Origin of the sequence: Photobacterium marinum, from assembly GCF_000331515.1 — a bacterium.
Classification (GTDB): Bacteria; Pseudomonadota; Gammaproteobacteria; order Enterobacterales; family Vibrionaceae; genus Photobacterium; species Photobacterium marinum.
In genome coordinates this window covers 154,310-179,358 of the sequence record NZ_AMZO01000003.1, presented here as the reverse complement: position 1 = coordinate 179,358, position 25,049 = coordinate 154,310, and the positions used below count along the sequence as shown (strand labels likewise).

The following is a 25,049-nucleotide window of genomic DNA, read 5'->3' as shown; positions in this document are numbered from 1 at the left end:
CTGCCCGTCGTGTGCTCCCCGTTCGAGATCCCGACCGCTCCGCCACTGTACTGAAGGCTTAAACTAGGCCTTTTTTGTTTGTACTTAGTTGACGCTTGTTCTTCGGACGAATGAGCCCTTGTCGAAAGACAAAGGCTTTTTCGTATGCAACTTCCGTTCTTGATAGCCCTTTGGCTGAATGTTCTCTCGTAATTTGTCACTCGTTTTTATTTCTATATCTCCCTTTAATTCTGTCTGATTTGAACTTGAAATCAGATTCCTTCTTGAAAATAGAGATATAGCTGATTGAATTTTTTAAATTACTTTAAAACACTGTTCAAAACTGATAAAACTATCCGCACTATGAGTGTTGGGAATGATTGTTAATGGATATATCAGTCCAGTGTATTGAAAATGCAGGTTTAATATGAAAATACAACGGTTAGTAAAACCCTGGGGCATGATATTTGCCACATTGTTGCTTGTCGCATGTCAACGGGAAACGGAGACTCAGTCACAGCCACTTCAGGCTGACATTCAGTGGGTTCAAGGGCAATTGGAAAACGGAATGCAGTATCATTTGCGTTCTGTTAACGATGAAAAAGTATCCCTCCGTCTTTTGGTTCATACCGGTGCGGTAGATGAAACCGCAGCACAAGCCGGTTATGCGCATTTTTTAGAGCATATGGCATTGCTGGGAGGTGAAAGTTTTGGTGCTGAGCGGGTGGAGGCGATGTTTGAAGAAGCTGGCGTATCATTCGGCAGTGATTTAAATGCTTTTACCAGCCACGAAACCACTCACTATCAAATTGATATTCCAAACAATAAGAAAATTGAAAGTGCAATTACCTGGCTGAGTGATATTGCCACTGGTAAGTTAACGCTGGATCCGGCTTTGATTGAAAATGAGAAAGGGGCAGTGTTAGGAGAATTCCGATTTGCTCAACTTGAAGATAAATCTGTCGACCAGAAATTGTTTGAAGCCCTGTTGGAAGGCAGTGATTATGAAGGACGCGAAGTTCTTGGTACTCAGGAAAACATCAAAAAAATTGATCGTGCAAGCCTGCTGGCGTTTTATAAGGCGAATTATCTGCCGGAGAAAACAGAACTCATTATCAGCGGCGACATTGATCGTAAACAGCTGGAGCCAATGATTGCGAAATATTTTTCTTCTAAGCTGAATACGGCTGGTAAGTCTGACTCAAGTGCATTGAGCTGGGGTGAAAAAACTATTGCGCCATTGAATACTGAGTCGATGTTTGTATCAGGTTCTGCCGGTCAACATCCTGCTATGACACTGTTGACTGAAATCAGTGATCGCAAGATGACAACGGAATCTGATTACCAGACGATGTTGATGGAGCAAACAGTGATGCAGGCGATTGCTGAGCGCTTGAATGATCGCCGAATGGAAACACAGGCACCATTGCTCAATATTTTCGTTTATCGTTCACTGATTATTAATCGCTACTTTGGCTATATCTTTGCTGAATTCACTGAGTCTGATCGTTTAGCTGCGCAGCAGTTTATGGCTAAAGAGCTGGCTTCTCTGCGTGATCATGGTGTCAGTAGTGTTGAGCTGACTACGATCAGACAAACTTGGCAAAATGATATCAATAACCTAGAGACTAACTGGCTAAATAAGAATGCTATCGATTACGCAGAGGATCGTCTTTATTCACTGATCGATGGTTATACATTAATGGATAAAGAAGCGATTCGACACCAGCTACAACAATTTGTGAAAAGGCTGAGTAAGAAGGAGCTTAATCAGGCTATCAAAGATTACCTGACTTCTGACTTTAAGCCTGTATTTGGCTATACAAGGGAAGGAAACCCGAAAACGGCCAAAGATTCATATTCATTGTTCAGAGAGCAGTTTGCAGCTCCGGGTGAAATGTTAGCCGTTTCGTCAGCCTCTGTAGATGCCTTTCCGGAGCCAGAAAAAGGAGGTGAGATTCGCTCCTATACAGCGGTCGAGCCGACTCTTCATCGCTGGGTGTTGGCAAACGGTATCGAAGTCTGGCTAAAGCAGATGCCGGAAGCGGGAGAGAATGTCTTTATCTACTTGATGTCTTCTGGTGGTCTGGCTGCTCTACCTCCAGAGCTTCATCATGCCGGTAATATGACAAACGCAGTATTTGCGAGAAGCGGTCTCGCAGGTATCAGCGTGGCGGATTTTGATAAACTGCGACAACGTCACAATATGTATCTTGAACCTGTTGTATGGCCAACATCGCATGGTTTATATAGTGAAGCAGTCAAAGGTGAATTACCGTTTGCTTTCTCTGTGCTGTATCAGGCAATGACAGCGGCAAAAGTAGATGAGTCGCAGTTTTATGCGGTGCAAAAAGAGCTGGCTCTAAAGCAGGATAACTGGCTGGCGTCGCCACAAGGTAAGTTTATTAATCGCTTTGTTGGTTCATTATTTCCGTCTGAAAGTCCGTATTTGGTCATGACCGGAGCTGACTATCAAAAGGTAGAGCCGGAGCAGGTGCAGACAGTTGTCGATCTCTTGATGAAGAAGAACCGTAATTTCAAACTGGTGGTGAGTGCCGATATTTCGACAGAAGAGTTTGCCACTATGATTAAGCGTTATCTTGGCGGAATTTCGATGGAATCGGCAGTACCTATAACGGACTATAAATCAAATCCTAAGGTATCTGTTGCATCACTTGAAGTTCAGGAAGCGGTTGATAATACAGTTAATTACCTCTACAGCCTGATGTCAGAGGGACAGCCGAAAACGACTAAGGACAGATTTACTGCTGATCTCGTTTATCGTTTACTGAACAAGAGATATTTCGATACGCTTCGAAATGCTCAGGGGCTGAGTTATAGCCCGTATGTTAATCTGACTTGGTTTGATGGTAGTGGACAGGCGATAGTGGAATTCAACATTAACGCTTCGCCTGATAAGCTGGAGGCGGTGAGAAAAGGAACTAATAAAGTTCTTAATGAGGCGAGAAAAGGTTTCACTGAGGAAGAGTTTAAAATCGTGAAGTCTCAATTGACGTCAGATCTGAAGTCAGGACTTACTAATGCCCATGAGCAGGCAAGAATGTTGAGCAGCTACGTACTGTTTGATGCAGACCCGTTAGCTGTTGTTCACCCGGACAAAGTCATTTCATCGCTAACCTTGGATGAAGTTAATGCTATGGCTCAACGCCTGATTGGTGAAGAAACTCAGCAAATGGAAGGTGTGTTGTCACCGAAGGTTGAAGAGAAAGTTGGGAGTTGATGCTCCCAGATTGATTTAAGACGGGGCTATGAAAGAGATGATGGGGGATACCACCCATCATCTCTCTCTGCGAAGGCTTTTTTTGAGTTATGTCCTCAATTAGTATTTTACGATACAAGTGTTATTAAAGCTTTCTGGAACAATGACTTCGAATGTCTGGATGTCGTTGGGCCAGGCGCTGGCTTTTCCATTGCCGATATAATATGAACGTCCCGCATCTGTAATATCAAATCTTACTGCCTTCCGCCCAGGTTCAAATACAGAATCAATGCAGGTTGGATTCTGGAAGTATTCGCGAGGGTAATTATCTAATATAAGCTGTGTAAACGAATCATGCTTATGTACCCAGTTGCTTGGTGTTGCCTTAATTCCGTAATCGTCTAACATCACTTCAAGCTGACTCAGCCATTGTTCTGAAACACCGACATTATGTAACCCCAGCGACGGGTTCAAGCGGTAATTATTATTGGCTGAATCAACAAATAGATTCATATCCGAAGTCACTCTATCAATGCCGGTATTTAAGCTAGATTCACTGGATATCTTGCCGTCTTTTACAAAGTTGTTGTAAAGACGAGCGGGAGTACTTGTACTGAAGCTCTTGTTTACCTGAATAGCAATATCCGCTGAGTTAGTTGTGGCAAGGTTGTTGTAAAAATGCATATTGCTGCTAGCGGCTTTTTCGCTAATACCGCCCGGGTAAGGATCTGTGCGGGTAGGATCCGAAACAACTGTATTATTAAACACTTCGATGTTTGGTGTTGGCTTTAATCGGATATGATCTTTACCGCCAAAAAGCACAAGGTTATTGGAAACGGTGGCAGTTAGCTGTGTATCGGTAGTTTGGTCGATAAGAATCGACTTTCCTTCATCAATAGTCAGGTTTGCAAAGGGTTTTCCAGCCCATGAATAGATATGCTGCTCCACTCGAAATAATAAGTTTCCGGTAAAATTAAATCGGTCTGTGTCGGGCTCATCAGGAGTGCCAAAGTTTTTCTCCCACATCCGCATGATGCCATGACCACCTGTGAGAGAATTGTGCCCGATATCATAGATGATATTCCCTTCAACAGTGACATAGCGGCCATCACGTATGTTGACACCTTTCTGGTAGGCATTATGGATAACGTTTTTGCGGACAATAATATGCTGGCCGTTGATATTAAATCCAGTTCCACCAATTCGTTCTTTTAATGGTGTTTCTGCGGTCTTCCACCAGTCAAGTTTTATAACGTCTTCTTCAGTGAAATCATCAGCGTTACCGTCAAGCTCGAAGCCTTCAAAAATAAGATACTGATATTGTTCACCCAGTCCATTGTTAACTAAGGGGACTTCTATACCTGTACCTGTAAAGTTGAACTTTACTCTTTCACCGGCTAGACGGGTAAATGTAATGGGGGCACCTTCGACACCTTTCGCCAGAATTTTACCGCTACCGTTATGGTCGCTGGTCAGTGAATACTCACCACCTCTGATATATATAGTCTCTCCGGCATTGGCTTGTTGGGCGGCATAACGCAAGCTTTTATAAGGTTGAGTGATTTTGCCGCTCGTGGAGTTGTCGGTGCCGTGAATTGGATCGACGTATATTCCTGTCGGGTTAGTTTTATTTGAGCTGATATTTATGGATAGCTCTATTTCTTGTGATTGATTATTACCCGATATGGCCAACTTAACCTTATGTTCTCCGGCCTGAGCAAGTCCAGGCTGCCAATATAATTGTCCGGTTGTATATTGAATGGTTAATCCGGCGGGAGGGTTAATAAGTTGGTAGTTTTGTGCGCCAGAAAATAACGAAGAAGTATTAAGTGATTGCTTTATGTTGAAAAATAATGGGCTACCTGTTTCTCCGTCAATGCGTACATTATGCTCAGAGTTATTATTATTCTCATTTGTTTGAGTATTTTCTGTATTTGTTTTTGATGGTGATGAGCCGCTATTGCATCCTGATAACACAATTGAAATAAGAGCCAGAATGCATATCTTATAAGTCAGTTTATTTGTAAAGGCAGATGGCATTTTAAGTGTTCAGGCATATTAAGTTAAGGAAGTGAAAGATAACAAAATCGCTCATTTTTAGTAAGTTTTATTAATGCAAAACTGTATTTTCATCTGGTTGTTATGAGTCATGAGTAATATAAATTATATTATTTGTTGATAATGACTCTGATTCGGTGGTAACGGTTCTAATGTATATTGGATCACCTAATTAATTGATATTAAAAATTAACTGATGAGCTTCCTGATGGAAGTCTGTTGATAATAATGAATTATCAAAATAAGAAATAATGATAATTTCTTGTTTTGAAGTATTACGCGTACTCTTTGCTTCAACGAAAGGGCGATGCCCAAGAGAGGAATGAAGAGGTTTATATGTCTGATTCAATGCTAATGCCATACCCAAGAACGTTTTCTCACATCGGCATTTCTGTTCCGGATCTGGAAGCTGCCGTGAAATTCTATACTGAAGTACTAGGCTGGTACCTGATCATGGAGCCAACAGAGATAGTGGAAGACGATTCAGCTATCGGTGAAATGTGTACTGATGTGTTTGGTGAAGGCTGGGAGCGTTTTCGAATTGCTCATCTGTCAACCGGCGATCGTATTGGTGTAGAGCTGTTTGAGTTTAAGAATCAGGAAAATCCGGAGAACAATTTCGAATACTGGAAGACCGGTGTTTTCCACTTCTGTGTTCAGGATCCGAATGTTGAAGAGCTGGCGGAGAAGATTGTTGCGGCTGGTGGTAAGAAGCGTATGAAAGCACCTCGTTATTATTATCCGGGCGAAAAACCATATCGCATGATTTACATGGAAGATCCGTTCGGCAACATTCTTGAGATCTACAGCCATAGTTATGAACTGCATTACGCAAGTGGTGCGTATAACTGACAGGCCGTTATTGTCTGAAATGAAGTGTCATCCTTTCTCAGGATGACACTTTGATATTAAGACACTGTTAGTGAACGGATACGTGGCTATAAGCCTGTGAAGACGGTTTGATTGCCGACTTGCGGTAATCTGACGGCGTCATATCACAGAACTTTTTGAAAAGCTGACGAAAATGCCTTGTGTCATCATAACCGACCAGATTGCTGATTTGCTCAATTGTCAGGTTGGTTGTGTTTAACTTATCTTTAGCGTGATTAATCTTGATTCTCTGAATATATGCCATTGGTGTTTCATTTGTTGCGGCCTTAAATCTGCGCTTCATTTGCCGCTCACTTAAATGACATTGCTTAGAGCATTCAGCAACGCTTAGCTGGGTTACGTCCTGGCTGTGCATCCAGTCTTGCAGCTTAAAAATCAGGGCATCGCTGTGCTGTTTGTAAGGCCTGAAGGTATTATCGCCGTCATGTTCAGGAACCACATCTTTTCCGTAGAAATACTGTTCGCATAGCGTCTTGTGCTCACATCCCCACAGTCCTTCAATAACAGCAAGGATTGCTTTGTCGTGTGAGTGAATGCCTGAAGTGCACAGTACATTATTATCCTGGGTGAAACATTGATCTGTCACCAATGTCGCTTTGGGATAGTTGTCGCGAAATAGATCAGTATACATCCAATGTGTTGTGGCAGTTCGGTAGTTCAGAACACCAGCTCTGGCCAGCAAGAAAGCGCCAGTACAAATGGAGATAGTAAACTGGGCCTGTTTGCTAAGTGAATTTATCCACTCAAACGTCGCGTTGGTGCATTTATCGATATGTTCATTGGGATCGCCAATCGCGCTGATCAGCAAAATATCTGTGTCTTTTACATCAGTAATTTTTGATGTCGGGTGTAAAGTCAGTCCCCCAATGCCCTGCACGTCAGAATCATCAACGGTGACGATAGTGATTTCCGGTGGGGATAATTTTGCCAGTTGGCAAGCGGTGGATAACATTTCCAATGGACCTGTTAGTGAGGTCATCGGAAATCCCGGAAATGCAAGAGCAGTAATGTGTAATGGTTTTTCAATATTGTTATTGTGATTTAGTCCCAAGGCTTTTTCCCCTCATAATAACGCCATTTGATAATGAAAAAACGCAGGGGTAAACACCAATCATGTTTTATCAACTTTTCTAAAATTTCCAATACAATATCACGCTCAGTTTTAAATATGATGAAATAACAAACACGGCAGTGAAAAGGATTGCACTATTGTTAGCGTAATCGCTTATATTTAATAAACAGATACATATAGTAGATTAATTACTCTAATTTGGGGTTTTTACCAATTCTGTGTATTGATTATTAGATTGATTACTCTATTGTTGGGCCGCGATTTTTAGTGAGTTTTGTAATAAAGGTGGGGGTGGGGAATCCTTATAAGCCGTCTCATTATCTTGCGCATTGAGAACTCTCTTATAGAGACTTATTACATTCACTGAGCTTGATAATCATGGTTGTGTCTGTAAATTCAACAACCAATCTTAACCTCCAATAAGAACGGTTGGCATACCCATTACAATAGTACCGCCGTGAGCGGTCAGGTCTCCCATTCGAGCGGCAGGTTTATTATTTATCAGAACCGTTGCACTTCCTTTTACGACGCTGTCAGGCGGGCCGACACAGACGCACATTTGTCCCATAGTGGCTGCCGGTAAATTGCCAATCAGTACTGTTGTCGGCATAGGGAGTAGTGGACCACCCACATGGGGAATAGGAACCACAGCCGGGGTTTGCATCGGGCACATATGCATGTCAGTGGCGCGTGCGGCAGGTAACATGTTCTCTCCTAGATTTGTCCGTTTCCGCCCATGGCGATATTTAAACCAATGTCGATAAAGTTGCTGTAACGTTCTTTGGCTTCTTCACCATCCGGTAATACTGCTGTTAGGTTAATGCAGCCTGCGACGGCCTGTGCGTAAAGGTATTCAGGTGGAGGGACAACTGGCTCTTCTGGCTTGGTCATACTGCCGCCACTCCAGAAGGCTGCCTGAGCACTCCATCCTGCTCCAGATTCCAATCCGGCGATTTCTGCCATCTGTTCAGCAAATCGACGACTGGTTTCATCCGGCGTATGTACCCATGCTTTAGCTGCCCGGATAGCATTCCATTCATCTTCCTTCCAGTCATTCCGGCTTGCAGCACAACAGCAGGCCCACCATACTGCTTCACGTACCGGTAATGCGTGGGCAAGGTAAGTAATGGCATCTGCAAACAGCTCAATTGCCATTGCGGCTTCAATCAACGCCTGCGGTGTTGTGCTCTCCTGTGCCAGTTCACAAAAAGGTGCGTTTGGCGCATACAGTTTTAAGATGTCCTGGGCATTCTGATAAGGGACTTTAAGTAATTTCATTAGTTGATCTTTGCAATTGCACCTTGAATTTGTACCATGGCTCCGGCTTTAACCTGGGTCATTGCGCTGCCATTAATTGTTACCATCGCGCCTTTCAAATCGGCTTTACCCTGACCTTCAACACTTACCATTGCGGCTTTCATTTCGGCTTTGCCCTTACCATTAATAGCGATCTGTGGTGCATCGATTTTGATCCCGCTGGCGCTGATTTCGATCTTGCTGGCACCAACTTTCAGCTCGATTTTACTCTTGCCGGTAATCGATACTTTGCTGCCATCAACAGTGACAGAAGATTTCGCTTTCAGCGCCATATCGGAACCTGCCTCAAGCTCCAGATTCTTATCACTATTGGCTGACAGATTGTCTTTGCTGCTCGCTTTAAAGGTTTTCTCAGTGCTGACCGCAATATCTTCTTTGGCTGTCAGTGTGGCCGTTTTTTCAATTTTGGTTAATGTCTTACCTTTTACCGTTGCCGTGCAGTCATTATTGATATCGAGTACCAAATCTTTCTCGGCATGCAGAAAAACCTGCTCTTTGTCTTTTTGATCCTCAAACCGCAGCTCATTGCCCTGTTTACTGCTGCCCTTCGGTGTTGAGCGGGTTTTGAGCCCACTTTGTGTTGCCGCCGAGTAGGGGGCTGCGTTTGCCTTGTTGTAGATTGAGCCGACAACAACCGGACGATCCGGATCTCCATCAATATATTGGACTAGTACTTCGTCCCCGACCCGAGGGATAAACTGGATGCCGAATCCTTTACTGGCAAGCCCCTGAGAGACTGGAAGCCAGCAGGATGTGTTTTCATCTTTCTTGCCCAGCCTGTCCCAGTGGAACTGAACTTTAATTCTACCGAGCTTATCGCGGTAAATTTCTTCGCCTTTCGGCCCAGTTACCGTAGCGGTATGGACACTATGAACTCTCGGTTTGATGATCGGAGTTGGTCGATAAGGGGAAGATGCAGGCAGGCACTGAAAATGATTTTTATAAAGCACCTGTTTGCCTGACTCTTCGCAGACAATGGAATGTGTGATTTGCGTGACCACATATTCTTGGTTGAAGCTACTGACCGGGTGCTTCGCAAGTTTGAATTTTTTCCCGCTGGACAGGGCGGCGATATGAGAGCTGGAACTGGCCGTACTTTTATCGACATCCATGGCTTCCATTTGGCGCTTTACCGCAGAGCGGATTTCACTCTTATCTTCAAAACCATTGCCGAAATGATAAGCGCTCAGGCCGGTCGGGGAGTGATTGAAGGCACTTTTTCTTTCGCCACTCTCGAAGACTTCAGCCAGCGCCTGGGTATGATCGGCCAGCGAGACTTTAGCTGTACCGATACTGGCTTTTTTCGTCCATTCGCTGACAACTCTCGCTGTATCGCCAGAGCCGTCGAGGTAGTGAATCGTACTACTTTTAATTGCATCAAAAGATTGGTTTGAATCTGCAATGACAATGACGGGCTTACTTCCCTTATTATCAAGATGGTAGTGCCAGCCTTCGGATGCTAACAGTCGTTGTACGAATGCCAGATCGGTTTCATCAAGTTGTACACAGTATTCATGTTTGCTGCCGTTACCGGAAACCGAGAACTTGAAGTGGCTTTTAAAATCAGACTCACCCAACAGTTTTTCAATGATCTGGCGGGTTGTCATCTTCTGGAATATCTGGCGGTTATGGCGAAAAGCCAGTAATGAGAGTGGATCGGCAGCCTGAATACTATAGAAGAACAACTCTTTCTCTATGCTATAGCCGATGAGTTCGAGGCTGGTTACCAAACCAGGGAAATGTCGGGTTTCGGTAGCTTGTTCAAAAGTCACGTTCATGACTTTACCCAGCACTTTGTCGCCAATTTCATCGTTTGACGCAACAGATAGAGATAAATGCGTACCGTGTGAAATTGATTCTTTGCACTCAAGCTGGGTTACGACATAACTCTTGTTATCTGCGAGCTTGACGGTCAAAGGACGAGATTGATAAAGCAATTTGCTATTGGCCATATTCGTCGTAATTCCTATCTGTAAAACACAGTCAATGTTTCTAAATTAGCTGTTGCCATTAAGAAACCTGCTCGCCAATAAACACTCTGTTGAGTAATGAAATATGACATGAAAGGTGTAGTAATTATCTTAATCCAGTACAGGTCTAAATTAATTAGGGCTGATTGCGTAATTAATCTATTTCCTGTTGCAATTAAATTCAAGAAATATCGATGTGATTTCTATTCAGCCTTTAGATTAAGTTAAAAGTTACTAAAGATATATTTAAATGGCAATTTAAAGTAGAGCAAAAGTTCTAATTCGTAGCTTGAACAAGTGGTAACCCTAAAGTGGTATGTGAGTGTTTAAATATATATGCATCATTGTTTAGTGCTGCGTGTTGATTTGCTTGTATGACAAAATAATGCGTCAAAACTGACACCCTTAGATGGCATAAATGCCCCCTTTTTAATGCTTGGGTGATAGATATAATCGTGGTGAATCAACAATTCGTAATGATACGTTTCATCGGATTACATTCAGAACAATTAAAGCTTAAACGTGTCGGAAATATGTCTTTGCAGTTGTCCGCTTCATTTAATTCGTAAAATAAGATCGAAGTGAACGTTATTGTATAAGCATTAAAAATATGAATTATTAAAGCCTTGCTAAATTAGCAAGCCCTAACGTTCTTTTATTTGGCTATAAGTCATGGTGACTCGAACAAATATTTTTAGCGTAGATAATTTATCCTGATTGGAATGACATTGGACTCTGAATTAAATAAAACCATTACACGTGCAGAGTTGATGTGGTAGCAGCCTTTTTTATCCCAAGGAAATTTCATCTGAAACATTATTCAGGTGATATAAGAAGAATAACAAAGCAGGTCCGAATGCTTTTCTCACAGCAATATATTTCTGAGTTACTGACTCCGATTAATGAGGCGTCAGCATGTGGCGTTTATTTGAAAGCGGATCGGGGAGCCTTCCGACCACTGAGAAACGAATTTAACGTTGCGCAAACATCTTTACGAAAGTTAAGCCAAAACCCGAGCAGCGAAGAAATTGAACAGCTGCAGGAAGAAAACCTGCAGAACTGGAATGTGCTGTCGGAAAGCCTGATGAATAATTTTCGTCATGTTACCAGAGATATTGAACTAATCGCCTGGTTCATTGCCTCGCAGGTGGTGCTGGATAACTCCTTAGACAGTACAGCTAACAGCCTTAACTGGCTGGCGGATCTTATTGAACAAAACTGGGATGAGTTAAACCCGGTTTTACCGACCGCCAAGCTGAAAAGTGACAGCGAGTCCGGTCAACAGGCTGAGCAGGCAGAAGCAAAGGTTAAAGCATTCTTCCAGTTAGCGGGAGAAAGTGAAGAGAGTACTTTGTTGTATGCGCCTTTATTACTGTTGTCATTGATCGGCGATGTAAGCTTCTTTGATTATCAAAGTGCTGAACGTAAAGGCGAAGTTAGCCAGCTTAAGCAACAGGTTAGCAGCATGGTTGCTCATGAGCGCAGCGCAATTCAGAACAAGCTGGAAAATTCAGCTCGCTGCCTAGAGCAAATCGAACGTCTGGGCAATGTTGTCAGACTTAAAGCTCAGGCTGCTGGTGTTCAGGCCGCAAATTTCACCTTCCTGAAAACACTTTTCACCAAGTTCGACAATGCACTTCAGCAGTTGTCGGGAATGAAAGTTACCCCGAAAACGGAGAGTCCGGTGGCAGAGCAAAAGACCGAAGCTACGACGGTTGAATCTGTTCAGCCTGCGCCGACGGCCGAAGTCGCTACGGTGAATACAATGGCTAATGCGGTGGTTAATATGGTTCCTGCCGAGCAGGGTACGCCACTGACACTCAGCGCCGGCAATCTTTCTCAAATCGCACAAGCGAACAATATGAATCGCGATCTGGCCTTTCATTTGTTGCGCGAAGTGTCTGATTTCTTCCGTCAAAGTGAGCCACACAGCCCAGTTTCCTTCCTTCTTGAGAAGGCGATTCGCTGGGGTTATATGTCATTGCCTGAGTTGCTGCAGGAAATGATGGCAGAACAGGACGGTGACAATTTAAGCAATATTTTTAATGCCGCAGGGCTTAACCATCTCGATCAGGTTTTGTTACCGGATGTCGGGATTCCCGCTGCTGACATTAGAAACTCTTCAGCGCCTGCTGAGGCTCAGCCTGCTCCTGTGGAGGCAAGTGTTGAAGCTCAGGTATCAGAATCTTCCAGTGCTGATACTCCATCAAAACAACAAAGTGACAACAGCACATCATCAGGCTTAACAGCTCTGAGTTGGTGAGTATCTTTGTGAGAAATTAAGGAAAGAAAATTATGGCAAGTATTTACATGCGTGTTGACGGTCTTGACGTTAAAGGCGGTGCAACAATCGAAGAGCTGCAAACTGAACAGGGTAAAAAGGAAGGCTGGTTTGCAATCAAATCTTACTCATGGGGCGGTGTACGTAACGTAGCGATGGATATCGGTAACGGTAACAACGCTGACTCAGGCATGGTTGCTCTGAGCGAAGTTAACGTATCTAAAGAAGTTGACGGTGCGTCAGAAGACCTGCTGTCTTTCCTGTTCAACCCAGGTAAAGAAGGCCGTACTGTTGAGATTGCATTCACTAAGCCTTCAAGCGACGGCCAGGGCGCAGACGTTTACTTCCAGGTAATGCTGAAGAATGCTCGTCTAGTGTCTTACAACGTAAGCGGTTCTGACGGTTCTCAGCCATACGAAAGCCTTTCTCTGTCTTACGTAGATATTTCTCAGAAGCACCACTACGAGAAGGAAGGTGGTGAGATGGTTTCTGGCGGTATCGTTACTTACAACCTGCCGACCGGCAAAATGACTTCAGGTGCTAAATAACACCTTTGGCACACCACCTCGTGTGGTGTGCCTGTTTAGCGATAGAAAAATTCTTAACTAGGACACCGTTATGGCATTGAACTCACAACATAAGCGCGTCAGCAAGAACCGCGTCAGCATCACTTATGATGTTGAAACGAATGGCGCAGTAGAGACGAAGGAACTGCCGTTTGTCGTAGGCGTGATCGGTGACTTCTCGGGCCACAAACCAGAATCTGAAAAAGTGGATCTTGAAGAGCGCGAGTTCACAGGTATCGACAAGGACAACTTCGATACAGTGATGGGCCAAGTCCATCCGCGCCTTTCATACAAAGTCGATAACAAGCTGGCGAATGACGACAGTCAGTTTGAAGTAAATCTGAGCTTCCGCTCGATGAAAGACTTCCACCCTGAAAATCTGGTTGAGCAGATCGACCCGCTGAAGCAACTGGTGGAAACCCGTAACCAACTGAAAGTGCTGCTGAGTAAAGCGGATCGCTCCCGTGATCTGGAACGCCTGCTGAAAGAAGTACTGCAAAGTGCTGATGCTATTCAGGGTCTGGCTGAAGAGCTTGGTCTGAACAAAGAGGGAGCTGAATAATGTCTACTGAACAACAAACTGCTGCCCAGGGCGCAGCAGAAGCTGAAGCGTCACTGAGCTTTCTTGATCGCGCCATTACTGCAACGGCTCAAACACCGGTAGATACAACCAAAGAGCTGCTGAGCATTCTGACGTCTCAGGCGCTTGACGGTACGGTGACCTGGGATAAGAACCTGACCCTGACGATTGAACAAGCTATCAGCGCAATCGACAGCAAAATTTCAGAGCAGCTGTCTGCCGTTCTGCAAAACGGCGACTTCCAGAAGCTGGAAGGTACCTGGCTGGGAATGCAGAAACTGGTTAAGAACAGCGAGCTTGGCCCTGATCTGAAGATCAAGATGGCCGACTACACCAAGGATGAGCTGCTGGAGCAGTTCGAAGATGCGCCAGCAATCGACCGCAGCCGTTTCTTCACCATGGTATACCAGGAAGAATTCGGTACAGCTGGCGGTCAGCCATACGGTGCCCTGATTGGTGACTACGAATTTGGCTACGGTGACGAAGACGTTGCCCTGCTTCGCTACATGGGTGAAGTGGCTTCAGCGTCACATGCTCCGTTTATCGCTGCAGCAAACGCTAGCATGTTTGATTTCAACTCATTTGCGACATTCGCAGATGGTAAGCCTGTTGCTGCCGGTTTTGATTCTCCTGCATATGCAAGCTGGAATGCTTTCCGTGAAAGCGATGATTCCCGCTATGTTGCTCTGACGCTGCCTAAGACAATTGCTCGTCTGCCATATGGCTCTGCAACTGTGCCTGTGAAATCTTTCGACTTTGAAGAGCTGAAGACTCGTGAAAACGGTCAGCAGATTGTTAGCTCAGACAAAGATTTCGTTTGGAGTAATGCTGCTTATGAATTCGGCCTTCTGCTGACTCAGGCATATACCAAGTACGGTTGGTGTACTGCAATTCGCGGTACTGACAACGGCGGTAAGGTAGAGAACCTGCCTAACTTCACTTACTACTCGGATGCCGGTGATCTGCTTCAGCAGTGCCCGACAGAAGTGAACCTGACTGATGAGCGTGAAAAAGAGCTGAGTGACCTAGGCTTCCTGCCGCTGGTTCACTACAAGAACACCAACTACGCAGTGTTCATGGGTGCTCAGACGACTCACAAACCAAAGACTTATACCGATCCTGATGCAACGGCGAACGCAGCAATTTCTGCACGTCTGCCATACACCATGGCTAGTAGCCGTATTGCACAGTACCTGAAGGTAATGGGTCGTGACCGTATCGGTTCAAACCTGGATCCAAATGACGTTGAAAAAGAACTGACTACCTGGATTGACCAGTACGTGAACCCGAATGCGATCGGTAACGATGCAAAAGCTAGCCATCCTCTGGTTGAAGCGAAAGTGACAGTTGAAGAGCAGGCGGGTCGTCCGGGTGCTTACTCTGCTGTGGCATACCTTCGCCCATGGCTGCAAATGGAAGAACTGTCTACCTCTCTTCGGATGGTGGCAAATATTCCTGGTTAATACGATTCGGGGATGTATGTCCCCGAATGGTTTTGAATTGGACCGTCGATGCATACTCATAATCAATCAACGTCGATTTCAACTTTGCTTGCTGAGTTACCCTGGCATGAGCTGCTGTCGCTTGCCCGGGGGGATTCGACGATCCAATTCAAAGCGCTTTTGACCAAACTGATTGCCGGTCTGGATTCGGTGATTAGCGAACAGCTGTCGGAAGTGATTCAACATCAGCATTTCAAACAGCTGGAAGCCAGTTGGCTTGGTCTGGCGTCCCTGACTTCACTGCCTGTTTCCCAGCGTCGAGTAAAAGTAAAGCTGCTGGATCTAAGTTGGCTCATGGTATCGAACGACTTGAATTACTCGTTTGATATCAAACAGACCGCGCTGTTCAAAAAGTTGTATTCCAACGAATTTGATACTGCCGGTGGTACGCCGTTTGGCTTGGTGTTAGTTGATCATAAAGTCACCTCAGATTACGGCGAGGATGCAGATCACGACGATCTCTATACGCTGCAACTGCTTTCAGAACTCGGTGAGATGTCCTTATGCCCGGTAGTGATGGGCGTGGATGAGTTTTTCCTCGGCGATGATCCTAATCGCCAGCTTCATGACGATGCTCGTGCCGAACGTATTCTTGAAAGCCGTGACTTTCTTTCCTGGCAGTTGCTGCGAGATAAAGCGTCAGCGCGCTTTCTGCATCTGGTGTTGCCTGAATATTTGTTACGAGAGCCATACCAGCAATACGCAGCCGGCTTTTTGTTCAATGAACTCAATAAGCGTGAAAACGCTTTGTGGGGAAACAGTGCTTACCTGTTGGCTGCCAATGTGATCAGTGAGTTTGACCGTATCAGTTGGTTCGGTTTCCTGCGTTCTTACGACGAATACGGCTCGCATGGTGCCATTGTCCGTCAGTCTGATTTGACAGCCAAAGTCGATATTTACAGCGAAGAAGACGGATTCTGGTCTGAACAGGGTTTTGTACCGCTTTGTAGTTTGTATCTCAGTGGTCAGAAGGGGTTCTTCAGTAATCAATCGGTTTGGAAAGCACCGGATGAGGCTTCCCAGCTGCTGGGTATGTTGCAGACCAACTTAATGGCATGCCGCTTTGGTCATTACATCAAGTCACAGATCCGCGATCAGATTGGTCGTTATGACAGTGTGGATGATTGTAAACGTAGCCTGGAACGCTGGCTGCAGAACTATATCAGTGAAGTGGATTATGGCGAAGATGCCATCATGGCGCGCTATCCGCTGAAAGCGTGTGAAGTGCGTATTGAAGAAGCGCCGCATGATAAGACCCGTTATATGTGCCAAATCATGCTCCAGCCTCAGTACCAGTTTGAAATGATGGATGCGCAGGTGGTGCTGACCACCGCGGTATCCGGTGAGGAAGTGGGGCAGGCGTCATGAGTTTGATTGCAAAACTAACCCGGACTTGGAGCGACGATGTGGATAGTGCGCGAGATGCCATTATCGACAACGTTTGTTCGTTGATCTCATGCCGTGCCCCGATCTGGCCGCAGGGTGCCGGGGATGAGACCGGAGTCTCTGACACTATTGCACACCTTGGGATCCGTAACGTGACCCGTTCACAAAGTAAATCGAGCAGTGATGTGTTGGTGGCTGAAATTACCGATCTGATCCGCCGTTATGAACCGAGGCTAAGTCAGGTAGAGATTGACGTTCAGGAATCGTCTGAAAGCCACAATCAGCTTCGCTTTCGTATCTCTGCGGTTATGGAAACCCGGCAGGGTGATGAAGCGATCGTGCTGGATTCTTTTCTCGACCTGAGCAGTAACAAATTAGATGTAAGGAAGTCGAATCTTGTCTGATACTTTTCTCTCTTATTTTGAGCAGGAGCTGCGTTTCATCCGGGAAGAAGCCTCGCAATTTGCCGAGCGTCATCCCGGTGCAGCCCGTTCACTCGGCATCAGCAAGGACAGTATCGACGATCCTCAGGTTGCACGCCTGATTGAGAGTGTGGCACTGCTTAACGGTAAGCTGCAGCACCGCCTGGATGAATCTTTTCCTGAGCTGACCGAAAGTTTGATCAGCCTGTTGTTTCCCCATTACCTGCGTCCGATCCCGTCATACAGCATGCTTGATTTTGAGATGAATGATGATGCAAACGCCGTTCACCAAATCCCGGCCGGTACAGAATTTGAAGTTCGTGATGAGCAGGGCGAAAGTGCGGCATTCCGCACGACTGAAAATGTTGATCTGCTGCCTCTACAGATCGAGCAGGTCAGTGTGGCTTTTGCACCGTTTGAGCAGGCAAAGCCACGCGGGGCGGAAAACGCCAAAGCTCTTATTGAGCTTTCTATTTCTGCAATGGATGAAGGTATTGAGCTGTCTGAGCTGCCAATCGACATGCTCAAACTACACCTGAAAGGAGAAACTCATTTTGCACTGCGTCTTTATGATCTGCTTTCTCAGGGCGTTTCTCAAATATGTTTATGTGCCAACGGTGAGTGTACAGAACTGGGACGCCAGGCTATGCAGCCAATCGGTTTTGATGTGGAAGAGACTATTCTTCCGTATCAGGCCGCGAGCTTTGGCGGCTTTAAGCTGCTGACTGAATTTTTCATGTTCTCTGAGCGTTTCAACGGCTTTCGCTTCGAGCTAGGTCAGGCGCTGAAGCGTGTGACCGGGCATCAGTTTAAGTTACAGATCTTCGTTGATGAACTCAGTGTTGATCTGGCACGCAGTCTTTCAGCTCAGCACTTTTCCCTGTTTACGACGCCGCTGGTGAATCTGCACCAGATGGTGTCGGATCCGGTAGAGATCGACTTTTTCAAGAAGCAGTACCCTATTGTCCTTGATGCCAATCAGGGCAGTGTTCTTGAGCTGTTTGCCGTCGATCAGGTGTTGGATGTTACCGATGCAGAGCCAATTGAGATCCCGCAAATCTATGGCGAAAAATACCGTGGAGCCAACAGTGGTTTGCGCTGGCAACTGATGCAGACAATGCATGAACGTGGTGTGCTCGACAGTGGGCTGAAGGTGGCTGACCTTAGTCATATCAGTGCTGACAGTCAGCCGCGCACCTGGGTCGTTAATGCCACAGTGACTAACGGTATTAAAGCAAGCCACCTGCCAGTGACCAGCGAAGTCGAATGTCGAGAATCCTTGACGATTCCTGCAACAATGCAGCTGCTTCGCCGACCGTCACTGCCTGTGCGTAGTAAAGATTCCAATAAGAATGTCTGGGCGCTGCTATGCCATTTGCATTTCAACTACCACGCAATTCTTGGAACTGACGATCCAAAGTCGACGCTGAAGAATGTTTTTGATCTTTACAATCATAGTCAGAGTTCGCAGAACCATGTCTATATCGAGTCGATTGTCGGTATCGATCAGGAACAGGTAGTCGCGCCGATCCGCGTGTCGGGAAAAACCTGTTTTGCTTACGGCACAAAAATCACAGTGACACTGGATCCGACGAATGTGAACGGCGGCATTGCCCTGTTCAGTCACCTGCTGGATCACTTCTTTGCTTATTTCGCCGGCTTCAACAGTTTTACCCAGGTCGATATCCGGCTTGAGGGTCAGGACGGTCTGTATATGGCTTTCCCAAGGAGAACCGGATGCAAGAATCTGCTCTGAATCGTCTGGCGGGCACGCAGTACAAGGCTGAACTCAGCAGAGCCTGGCAGCTTTTTAAGCACCGGGCTGAGCGTGCAGGTATCCGTCCGTCGGTACGTTTCAGTGCTGAGTTGCTTCCGGCTCACTACCGTACAGAGGTGACTCAGGTTTTTGCTGGCCAGGGGCAGGAATATGTACTGAAAACGCCGTTGACCGCACTGACAGGTAATCAGGGCGTTATGCCACGGGCTATGTTCCGTCAGGCCCTGAGTGCGAAGTTCGATTTGGGTGATGAAGCACCGATCGATTTCTTTGACACCTTTAATAACCGCTATTTCAGGTTGTATTGCCAGACTGAGCTCAAGCATGACCTCACTGCTCAGCTGGAAGAAGAGACATTCAACTGGAATCGCCATCAGCTGTCAGTTTCAGAAATGCTGTCGAGTCTGTGCGGACTGGGTGAAGGCACCAATGCTTTGCCTAAGCAACACATGATCCAGTACACCGGTTTGCTGGGCCTAAAACTGACTTGTCCGATGGCGCTTAAATCGCTGCTTGAAGATTATTTTGAAGCCGAGTTTGAGATTGACCGCAGTGAACTTGAATACCTGCCTCTGACGCCCTGTTCACTGAGTCAGCTGGGACCAGGTGGGCAGAACAATCAGTTAGGGATGGGCGCACTGCTTGGAAAAAGCACACCGATGGCCGGGCAAAAGCTGAACATCAAAGTGTGTCCTCGTGATTACGGTCATTACCTCAGTATTCGTAATGACCAAAAGATGATCCGAGCCATTGAGCATATGGTTCGTAGCTACATGGGTGTGAACACCAAATTCAAGCTCTACATGAAGGTTAACAGTCATTACCTGCCACGTGTCAGGCTGACCAGTGACAGTAATCACGGCCTTAAAGTGGGGCAGTCTGCATGGATGAATAACCAGTCCGGTGCCAAGCAATTTGTGGAAATGCCACTTACAGCAAGTTAGGAAACGTCATGATAAATATTGAATTACAAAGCCTTGTTAAAAGGTTGACGCCAACCCTGAAAACATCTCTTGAAGCAGCAGCCGGAGAGTGTGTCAGCCGTGGTCATTTCTCAATTGAACCTGAGCATTGGTTCATTCAGTTGTTGCAGCAATCCGGCTGGCAAAAAGCAGTTGAGCAGGTATCAATGGCGAATGAAGCCCTCATCGAGCGATTGAGTGATCATCTGTCAGGTCTGCCGCGAGGTAATGATGCCGCTCCATCGTTGTCTCCGCAGCTGGTTGAGTTGCTGAAAGACAGCTGGATGGTGGCTTCGCTTAATCACAAGCAACTGGCTGTGAATGAATTCCACCTGCTGATGGTGCTGAAACAGCGTATTGAGCAGGGTGCTTATAACGGTGTACTTAGCCAGTGGATCAATGCACTTTCTTCAGAATGGTTGCGTAGTCAGGCGGTTGCGCAGACAACACCCAGTGAAATCCCGGCAAACGCTGCCCAGGGCATGGTCAATGCCGAAACCGGTGACATCAGCACACCAGCGTTGGATAAGTACTCGCAGAACCTGACTCAGGCGGCGCGAGACGGTGAACTTGACCCGATTTCCGGCCGTGGTGATGAAATCCGCAAAGCTATCGATATTCTTTGCCGCCGTCGTCAGAACAGCCCAATCCTGGTCGGTGATCCTGGTGTCGGTAAAACCGCTATCGTAGAAGGTCTGGCACAACAGATCGTCGCAGGCAATGTTCCGCCGTCACTGGCGAACGTTGAGCTTCGCAGTCTGGATCTTTCTTTGCTTCAGGCTGGAGCAAGCATTAAAGGTGAGTTTGAAAACCGCCTCAAAGATGTAATTAGCGAAATCAAACAGTCGCCGACGCCGATCATCATGTTTATCGATGAAGCTCATACCCTTATCGGTGCTGGTGGTGCAGCTGGTCAGAATGATGCAGCGAACATCCTTAAGCCAGCGCTGGCGCGTGGTGAGTTCCGTTCTCTTGCTGCAACGACCTGGGCAGAATACAAGCAGTATTTTGAATCAGATGCGGCCCTGACCCGTCGCTTTCAGGTGGTAGCAGTCGGTGAGCCGAATGAAGAAGATGCGGTTCACATGCTGCGTGGTGTGAAGAAAAGCCTTGAGAAACACCACAACGTTAAAGTGATGCAAGAAGCAATTGATGCGGCGGTATCACTGTCTGTCCGCTACTTGCCGGAGCGTAAGCTGCCGGACAAGGCTATCAGCTTGCTGGATACTGCATGTTCACGTATTGGCCTGAGCCAGAGCGCAACACCACGCCAGCTGGAATCCATCGCCGAGCAGATCCGTTATGTCGAGAATGAAATCGAGACTCTGACTCATGAAGCGGCGCTGTGGTCGATTGAAGATGGTCGCACAGATGAAGCGAAGCAACGTCTGGAAGATCTCAAACAGCAGCATGATGAGCTGGAAACTCGCTGGGGACAGGAAAATGCGCTGGTAGCTGAAATCATTGAGTTACAGACGCAACTGGATAAGCAGTTCCTGGCTGGTGAAGACCTGAGCCTGAACGAAGAAAAAGCACAGCTGGCTGAAAAGATGGCACAGCTGCATGAGATGCAGGGTGAACAACCGTTGGTGTTGCCGCAGGTAACACAGCAGACAATCGCGGAAGTGATCTCACTGTGGACCGGAATTCCGGTGGGCAACATGCTTAAGCAGGAAGTTGAGCGCCTGATGCACCTTGAAAGCCATATTGGCGAGCGTGTTATTGGTCAGGTAACGCCGATTGCCGAGATCTCACAGGCGATCCGTATGTCTCGTGCCGGTCTGACCGATCCGCGTAAACCTGTCGGAGTATTCCTGATGTGTGGTCCGAGCGGTGTGGGTAAAACTGAAACGGCCCTGGCACTGACTGATCTTCTGTATGGCGGTGAGCGCAATATTACGACCATCAACATGACTGAGTTTAAAGAAGAGCACAAAGTTTCCATGCTACTGGGCTCTCCGGCCGGTTATGTCGGTTACGGTAAAGGTGGTGTGCTGACTGAGGCTGTACGCAAGAACCCGTACTCTGTTCTGCTGTTGGATGAAATGGAAAAAGCACACCCGGGCGTGCATGACATCTTCTACCAAATCTTCGATAAAGGCTCGATCTCTGATAGTGAAGGTCGCGAAATTGATTTCCGCAACACCATTATCATCATGACATCGAATGCGGCAGACAGCGCGGTGGTAAATGGTTGTGCAAATGGCCGCCCTTCAGTACCAGAGCTGACACAGGAGATTTTCCCTGAGTTGCAGCGTTTCTTTAAACCGGCATTCCTGGGCCGCGCGACTATCGTACCGTACTTCCCGCTTAACGATGAAGAGATGGCTCAGATTGCACGCTTGTCGCTTGGTCGGATCGAAAAACGTGTCCGTAGCCATTACGGTGCCAGCTTCTCGTATAGCGAAGAGTTAATCGAGCACCTGATTGGCCTGAATCACTCTCCGGAAACTGGTGCTCGTGCTATCGAGCAAATCATTAATCGAACCCTGATGCCAGAGCTGGCAACTCAATGCATTGTTCGTATGAGTGAGGATAAGCCTGTAACGAACATTACTGTCACTATTTGTGATGGCTCGATTCAAACCACCATTAATTAAGAAAACTGGCAGAAGCGTGGCTGTACATCTTTGTTAAGACGCTTCTGCGGGATTTCTACCTACGTGAGGATATTTTATGCATGAGAATTTAAGTAAAGCTTATGACTTTGGTAAAGGAATCAATGATTTTGCTGGTAGCGAGGGTAAGTTAAAAGATCGCGTAGACCTTGCCGGTAATGTTGTTGATTTAACAACAAATATTGTTGATTCAACGCCGCTATCTGAGGTTTTGAAAAAACCTATGGCTAAGCTTGATGAAAATGCCGCCAAGCTTGAGCGAACCAAAATTGTCCAGAATGTAAAAGATAAGTTTTCATCGAATATCAGCCGAGTTGTTGCTCAGAAAATGCACGCATCAACAATGGTTAAAGCCACTGCTTGTGATCGTGTTGGTTATATGATGAACGCCCATTCTGCTCAAGATTTTATGGATCAGACTTCGGCCACTTATTCAAAATTCCAGCAATCTCGTGGATATAAAACACGACGGAAACTACATGATCAGTTCCGCGTTGCTAAGAAGAACCCTCAAAAAATTGCAATGCTTCCTTTAGGCCTGATTCCAGATGGTGGCATTACCAAAAAAGTAGTTGGCGGTCTTGTTTATTTAGGTGGTAAAGGGACAGAAGCTCGCAAAGCTCGTAAGAAGAAAGAGTACTCATCAGGTAACAAAGCGGTACTTGAGCAGCAAATGGGTGCAAGGGAAGCTCAACGTAAGGTTGCAAAATGGCAAGCGAAAGACATCGCAGAGCTTGGTCCGAAACTTCAAAGGAATCTGTATAAGTTAAAGCAGTCCATTGCAATGCTCGAATCCCGGGAAGCCGATGTGAATGCTAAACGTGCCCACGCAGCATCAATTCCGTCAGCAGCGGCAGCAGCGGGTGCTCTGGGTCAATTGCAGGTTAGTAATGTTGATTTGGCAATGAGTTTTCACGAAAGCAAGCACTACATTGAAAAAATAACCCAGATGTGTGAAGTGATGGAAAAAACAGCTTTCGAAACTCGTGCTCATATGGCTTTTCTTGAGGAGCTTCTTGAGCAGACCGAGACTACGATTAGGGCTAATGCCGAGGCTCTTTATGATTAAGTAGCCTGCTCGAAAACCCTTTTCTCCCTCTTTTTAGTAATAAATAAAAAGGGGGAGATAGGTTTGTTGCTAGTTTTAGTAACAGTTTTCGGTTTGAGTTGTTAATAACGAAAGAACTGAAAAACGATTTGATGTGCAACTAAATATAAAAAACAAGAACGAACTTAAGCGCATATTAAAAAGCAGTAATTATATTGAATTTATGATTTGAGTACGATAGTGAAGAAAAATCCATTTACACCACAGCAACTTCAATGGTTACGAAGTTCACTTAAAATTGCAGTTGTTCACGGTGGCGAGAAAACAGAACCTGATAATTTTATCTATGAAAATTTAAGCCCGCGTTCAACCAAAACTTACGAGCCGGTTGCTCACGATATTGCCAATGCATTGCGTGAGTCCGGTTTTTGCCACGTTGATGTGCTGCCGGAAGATATCCAGTTGGCACATGCTCTGCGTGAAAAGCAGATTGATTTAGTAATTACTAACAGTGGTGGTTTGCAGGGTTTTGACTCCATGTGCCACCTGCCTTCTACGCTGGAAATGCTCGGTGTGCCTTATGTCGGTCACTCACCGATGACAGCGGGTATTCTGGATAACAAGCACCTGTTTAAACACGAAATTAAATCAGCCGGTTTGCCAACCGCACCTTTTGTCACTGTCGGCATTGATGAAGATTTTTCCAGTGAAAGTAAGCAACGCGCTATTGATGAGATCGAAGCCCGTTTTACGGAAGGTTTTATTGTTAAACCGGTATCCGGTCGTGCGTCGATTCATGTTTACCCGGTATTTGATCGCAGCGAGTTGGCATGTGTCGTTGAGCAGGTTCGTAAGGCTACCAACAACACAGTCATGATCGAACCCTTCCTTGGCGGTCGTGAGTTTGTCGTTGCTGTTGCCGGTGAGTATGTATTCAAGCAAGGCAAACTGGAGCAGCTGTCTAATCCGTTGGCATTTTCGATCACTGAGCGTGTATTGGAAGATGGTGAGGCAATTTTCACATCAATGGATGTTAAGCCGATCACTCAGGATCGCCTGATTGCTGTATCTGATGAGCCGCTGCGCAGTGAACTGGCTCAAATCGGCCAGAAGATCTTCCGTCAGTTGGGCCTGCAAACATTGGTTCGCGTCGATCTGCGAATGGATAAGGCCGGTAACCTCTACGTACTGGAGACCAATCCAAAGCCGGACCTTAAGCGTCCTGAAGGCAATAAGATCAGCTTGGTTTGTCATGACCTGAAACGTGAAGACATGAGCTACACCGACCTGATCCAGTCAATGGTTTTCAACCGTCTGTCTTTCCTGAAGGAAAAACGCCCGCAAACTGTGGCGCATTGCCTGGATGAGCGGTTCGATTCACTGGCGCAAGCCTAGGAGCC

The 25,049-nt window shown here is 46.1% G+C and carries 18 protein-coding genes; 13 read left to right on the top strand and 5 right to left on the bottom strand.

Annotated features, from left to right (window positions below; all coding sequences use genetic code 11):
* Positions 1–406 precede the first annotated feature (406 nt).
* Positions 407–3,220, top strand: coding sequence for a M16 family metallopeptidase (locus C942_RS04115; RefSeq protein WP_007462769.1), 2,814 nt, complete (start codon positions 407–409; stop codon positions 3,218–3,220).
* Positions 3,221–3,319: 99 nt separating this feature from the next.
* Here C942_RS04115 and C942_RS04110 read toward each other — a convergent pair whose 3' ends face one another.
* The gene (locus C942_RS04110; RefSeq protein ID WP_007462767.1) at positions 3,320–5,239 is read right to left on the bottom strand and encodes a hypothetical protein; all 1,920 of its coding nucleotides are present in this window, start codon (positions 5,237–5,239) and stop codon (positions 3,320–3,322) included.
* Between the two features lie 366 nt (positions 5,240–5,605).
* Between C942_RS04110 and C942_RS04105 the strand changes: the two genes are divergently transcribed.
* Entirely contained in the window at positions 5,606–6,109 is a 504-nt protein-coding gene (locus C942_RS04105) for a lactoylglutathione lyase family protein (RefSeq protein ID WP_036798741.1), read from the top strand.
* 67 nt (positions 6,110–6,176) lie between these two features.
* Here the strand turns inward: C942_RS04105 and C942_RS04100 are convergent, their stop codons facing one another.
* The 4 genes from C942_RS04100 to C942_RS04085 all read right to left on the bottom strand — a co-directional run bounded on the left by C942_RS04100 (position 6,177) and on the right by C942_RS04085 (position 10,489).
* Entirely contained in the window at positions 6,177–7,127 is a 951-nt protein-coding gene (locus C942_RS04100; protein WP_051035708.1) for a GlxA family transcriptional regulator, read from the bottom strand.
* 502 nt (positions 7,128–7,629) lie between these two features.
* Positions 7,630–7,926, bottom strand: coding sequence for a PAAR domain-containing protein (locus tag C942_RS04095; protein ID WP_007462761.1), 297 nt, complete (start codon positions 7,924–7,926; stop codon positions 7,630–7,632).
* 8 nt (positions 7,927–7,934) lie between these two features.
* Positions 7,935–8,498, bottom strand: a complete 564-nt coding sequence (locus C942_RS04090) for a DUF6931 family protein (protein ID WP_007462759.1) — start codon at positions 8,496–8,498, stop codon at positions 7,935–7,937.
* A complete protein-coding gene (locus C942_RS04085) occupies positions 8,498–10,489 on the bottom strand; it encodes a type VI secretion system Vgr family protein (RefSeq protein ID WP_007462757.1) in 1,992 nt (663 codons plus the stop codon). Before C942_RS04085 ends, C942_RS04090 begins: the two co-directional genes overlap by 1 nt.
* 874 nt (positions 10,490–11,363) lie before the next feature.
* Between C942_RS04085 and C942_RS04080 the strand changes: the two genes are divergently transcribed.
* The 11 genes from C942_RS04080 to C942_RS04030 all read left to right on the top strand — a co-directional run bounded on the left by C942_RS04080 (position 11,364) and on the right by C942_RS04030 (position 25,044).
* Complete coding sequence (locus tag C942_RS04080; RefSeq protein ID WP_007462755.1) at positions 11,364–12,770, top strand: type VI secretion system protein TssA; 1,407 nt, start codon at positions 11,364–11,366, stop codon at positions 12,768–12,770.
* Positions 12,771–12,802: 32 nt separating this feature from the next.
* On the top strand, positions 12,803–13,336 hold the full coding sequence (locus C942_RS04075; protein ID WP_007462753.1) for an Hcp family type VI secretion system effector: 534 nt from the start codon (positions 12,803–12,805) through the stop codon (positions 13,334–13,336).
* 70 nt (positions 13,337–13,406) lie between these two features.
* On the top strand, positions 13,407–13,916 hold the full coding sequence (tssB, locus tag C942_RS04070; protein WP_007462752.1) for a type VI secretion system contractile sheath small subunit: 510 nt from the start codon (positions 13,407–13,409) through the stop codon (positions 13,914–13,916).
* Positions 13,916–15,397 (top strand): type VI secretion system contractile sheath large subunit, encoded by a 1,482-nt coding sequence (tssC, locus tag C942_RS04065; protein ID WP_007462750.1) that lies wholly within the window; start codon positions 13,916–13,918, stop codon positions 15,395–15,397. Before tssB ends, tssC begins: the two co-directional genes overlap by 1 nt.
* 48 nt (positions 15,398–15,445) lie before the next feature.
* Positions 15,446–16,804 carry a type VI secretion system contractile sheath domain-containing protein gene (locus C942_RS04060; RefSeq protein WP_007462748.1) on the top strand — a complete coding sequence of 453 codons (1,359 nt, stop codon included), beginning with the start codon at positions 15,446–15,448 and terminating at the stop codon, positions 16,802–16,804.
* Positions 16,801–17,226: a type VI secretion system baseplate subunit TssE gene (gene tssE, locus C942_RS04055; RefSeq protein WP_036798685.1), complete on the top strand. Its 426-nt coding sequence runs from the start codon at positions 16,801–16,803 to the stop codon at positions 17,224–17,226. The genes C942_RS04060 and tssE overlap by 4 nt, the downstream gene beginning before the upstream one ends.
* Positions 17,219–19,000 carry a type VI secretion system baseplate subunit TssF gene (gene tssF, locus C942_RS04050; protein ID WP_007462745.1) on the top strand — a complete coding sequence of 594 codons (1,782 nt, stop codon included), beginning with the start codon at positions 17,219–17,221 and terminating at the stop codon, positions 18,998–19,000. Before tssE ends, tssF begins: the two co-directional genes overlap by 8 nt.
* A complete protein-coding gene (locus C942_RS04045; protein ID WP_007462743.1) occupies positions 18,982–19,965 on the top strand; it encodes a type VI secretion system baseplate subunit TssG in 984 nt (327 codons plus the stop codon). Before tssF ends, C942_RS04045 begins: the two co-directional genes overlap by 19 nt.
* Before the next feature lie 8 nt (positions 19,966–19,973).
* On the top strand, positions 19,974–22,583 hold the full coding sequence (tssH, locus tag C942_RS04040) for a type VI secretion system ATPase TssH (RefSeq protein ID WP_007462741.1): 2,610 nt from the start codon (positions 19,974–19,976) through the stop codon (positions 22,581–22,583).
* 76 nt (positions 22,584–22,659) lie between these two features.
* Complete coding sequence (locus tag C942_RS04035) at positions 22,660–23,670, top strand: hypothetical protein (protein ID WP_007462739.1); 1,011 nt, start codon at positions 22,660–22,662, stop codon at positions 23,668–23,670.
* Between the two features lie 219 nt (positions 23,671–23,889).
* A complete protein-coding gene (locus tag C942_RS04030; RefSeq protein ID WP_007462736.1) occupies positions 23,890–25,044 on the top strand; it encodes a D-alanine--D-alanine ligase family protein in 1,155 nt (384 codons plus the stop codon).
* Positions 25,045–25,049 lie beyond the last annotated feature (5 nt).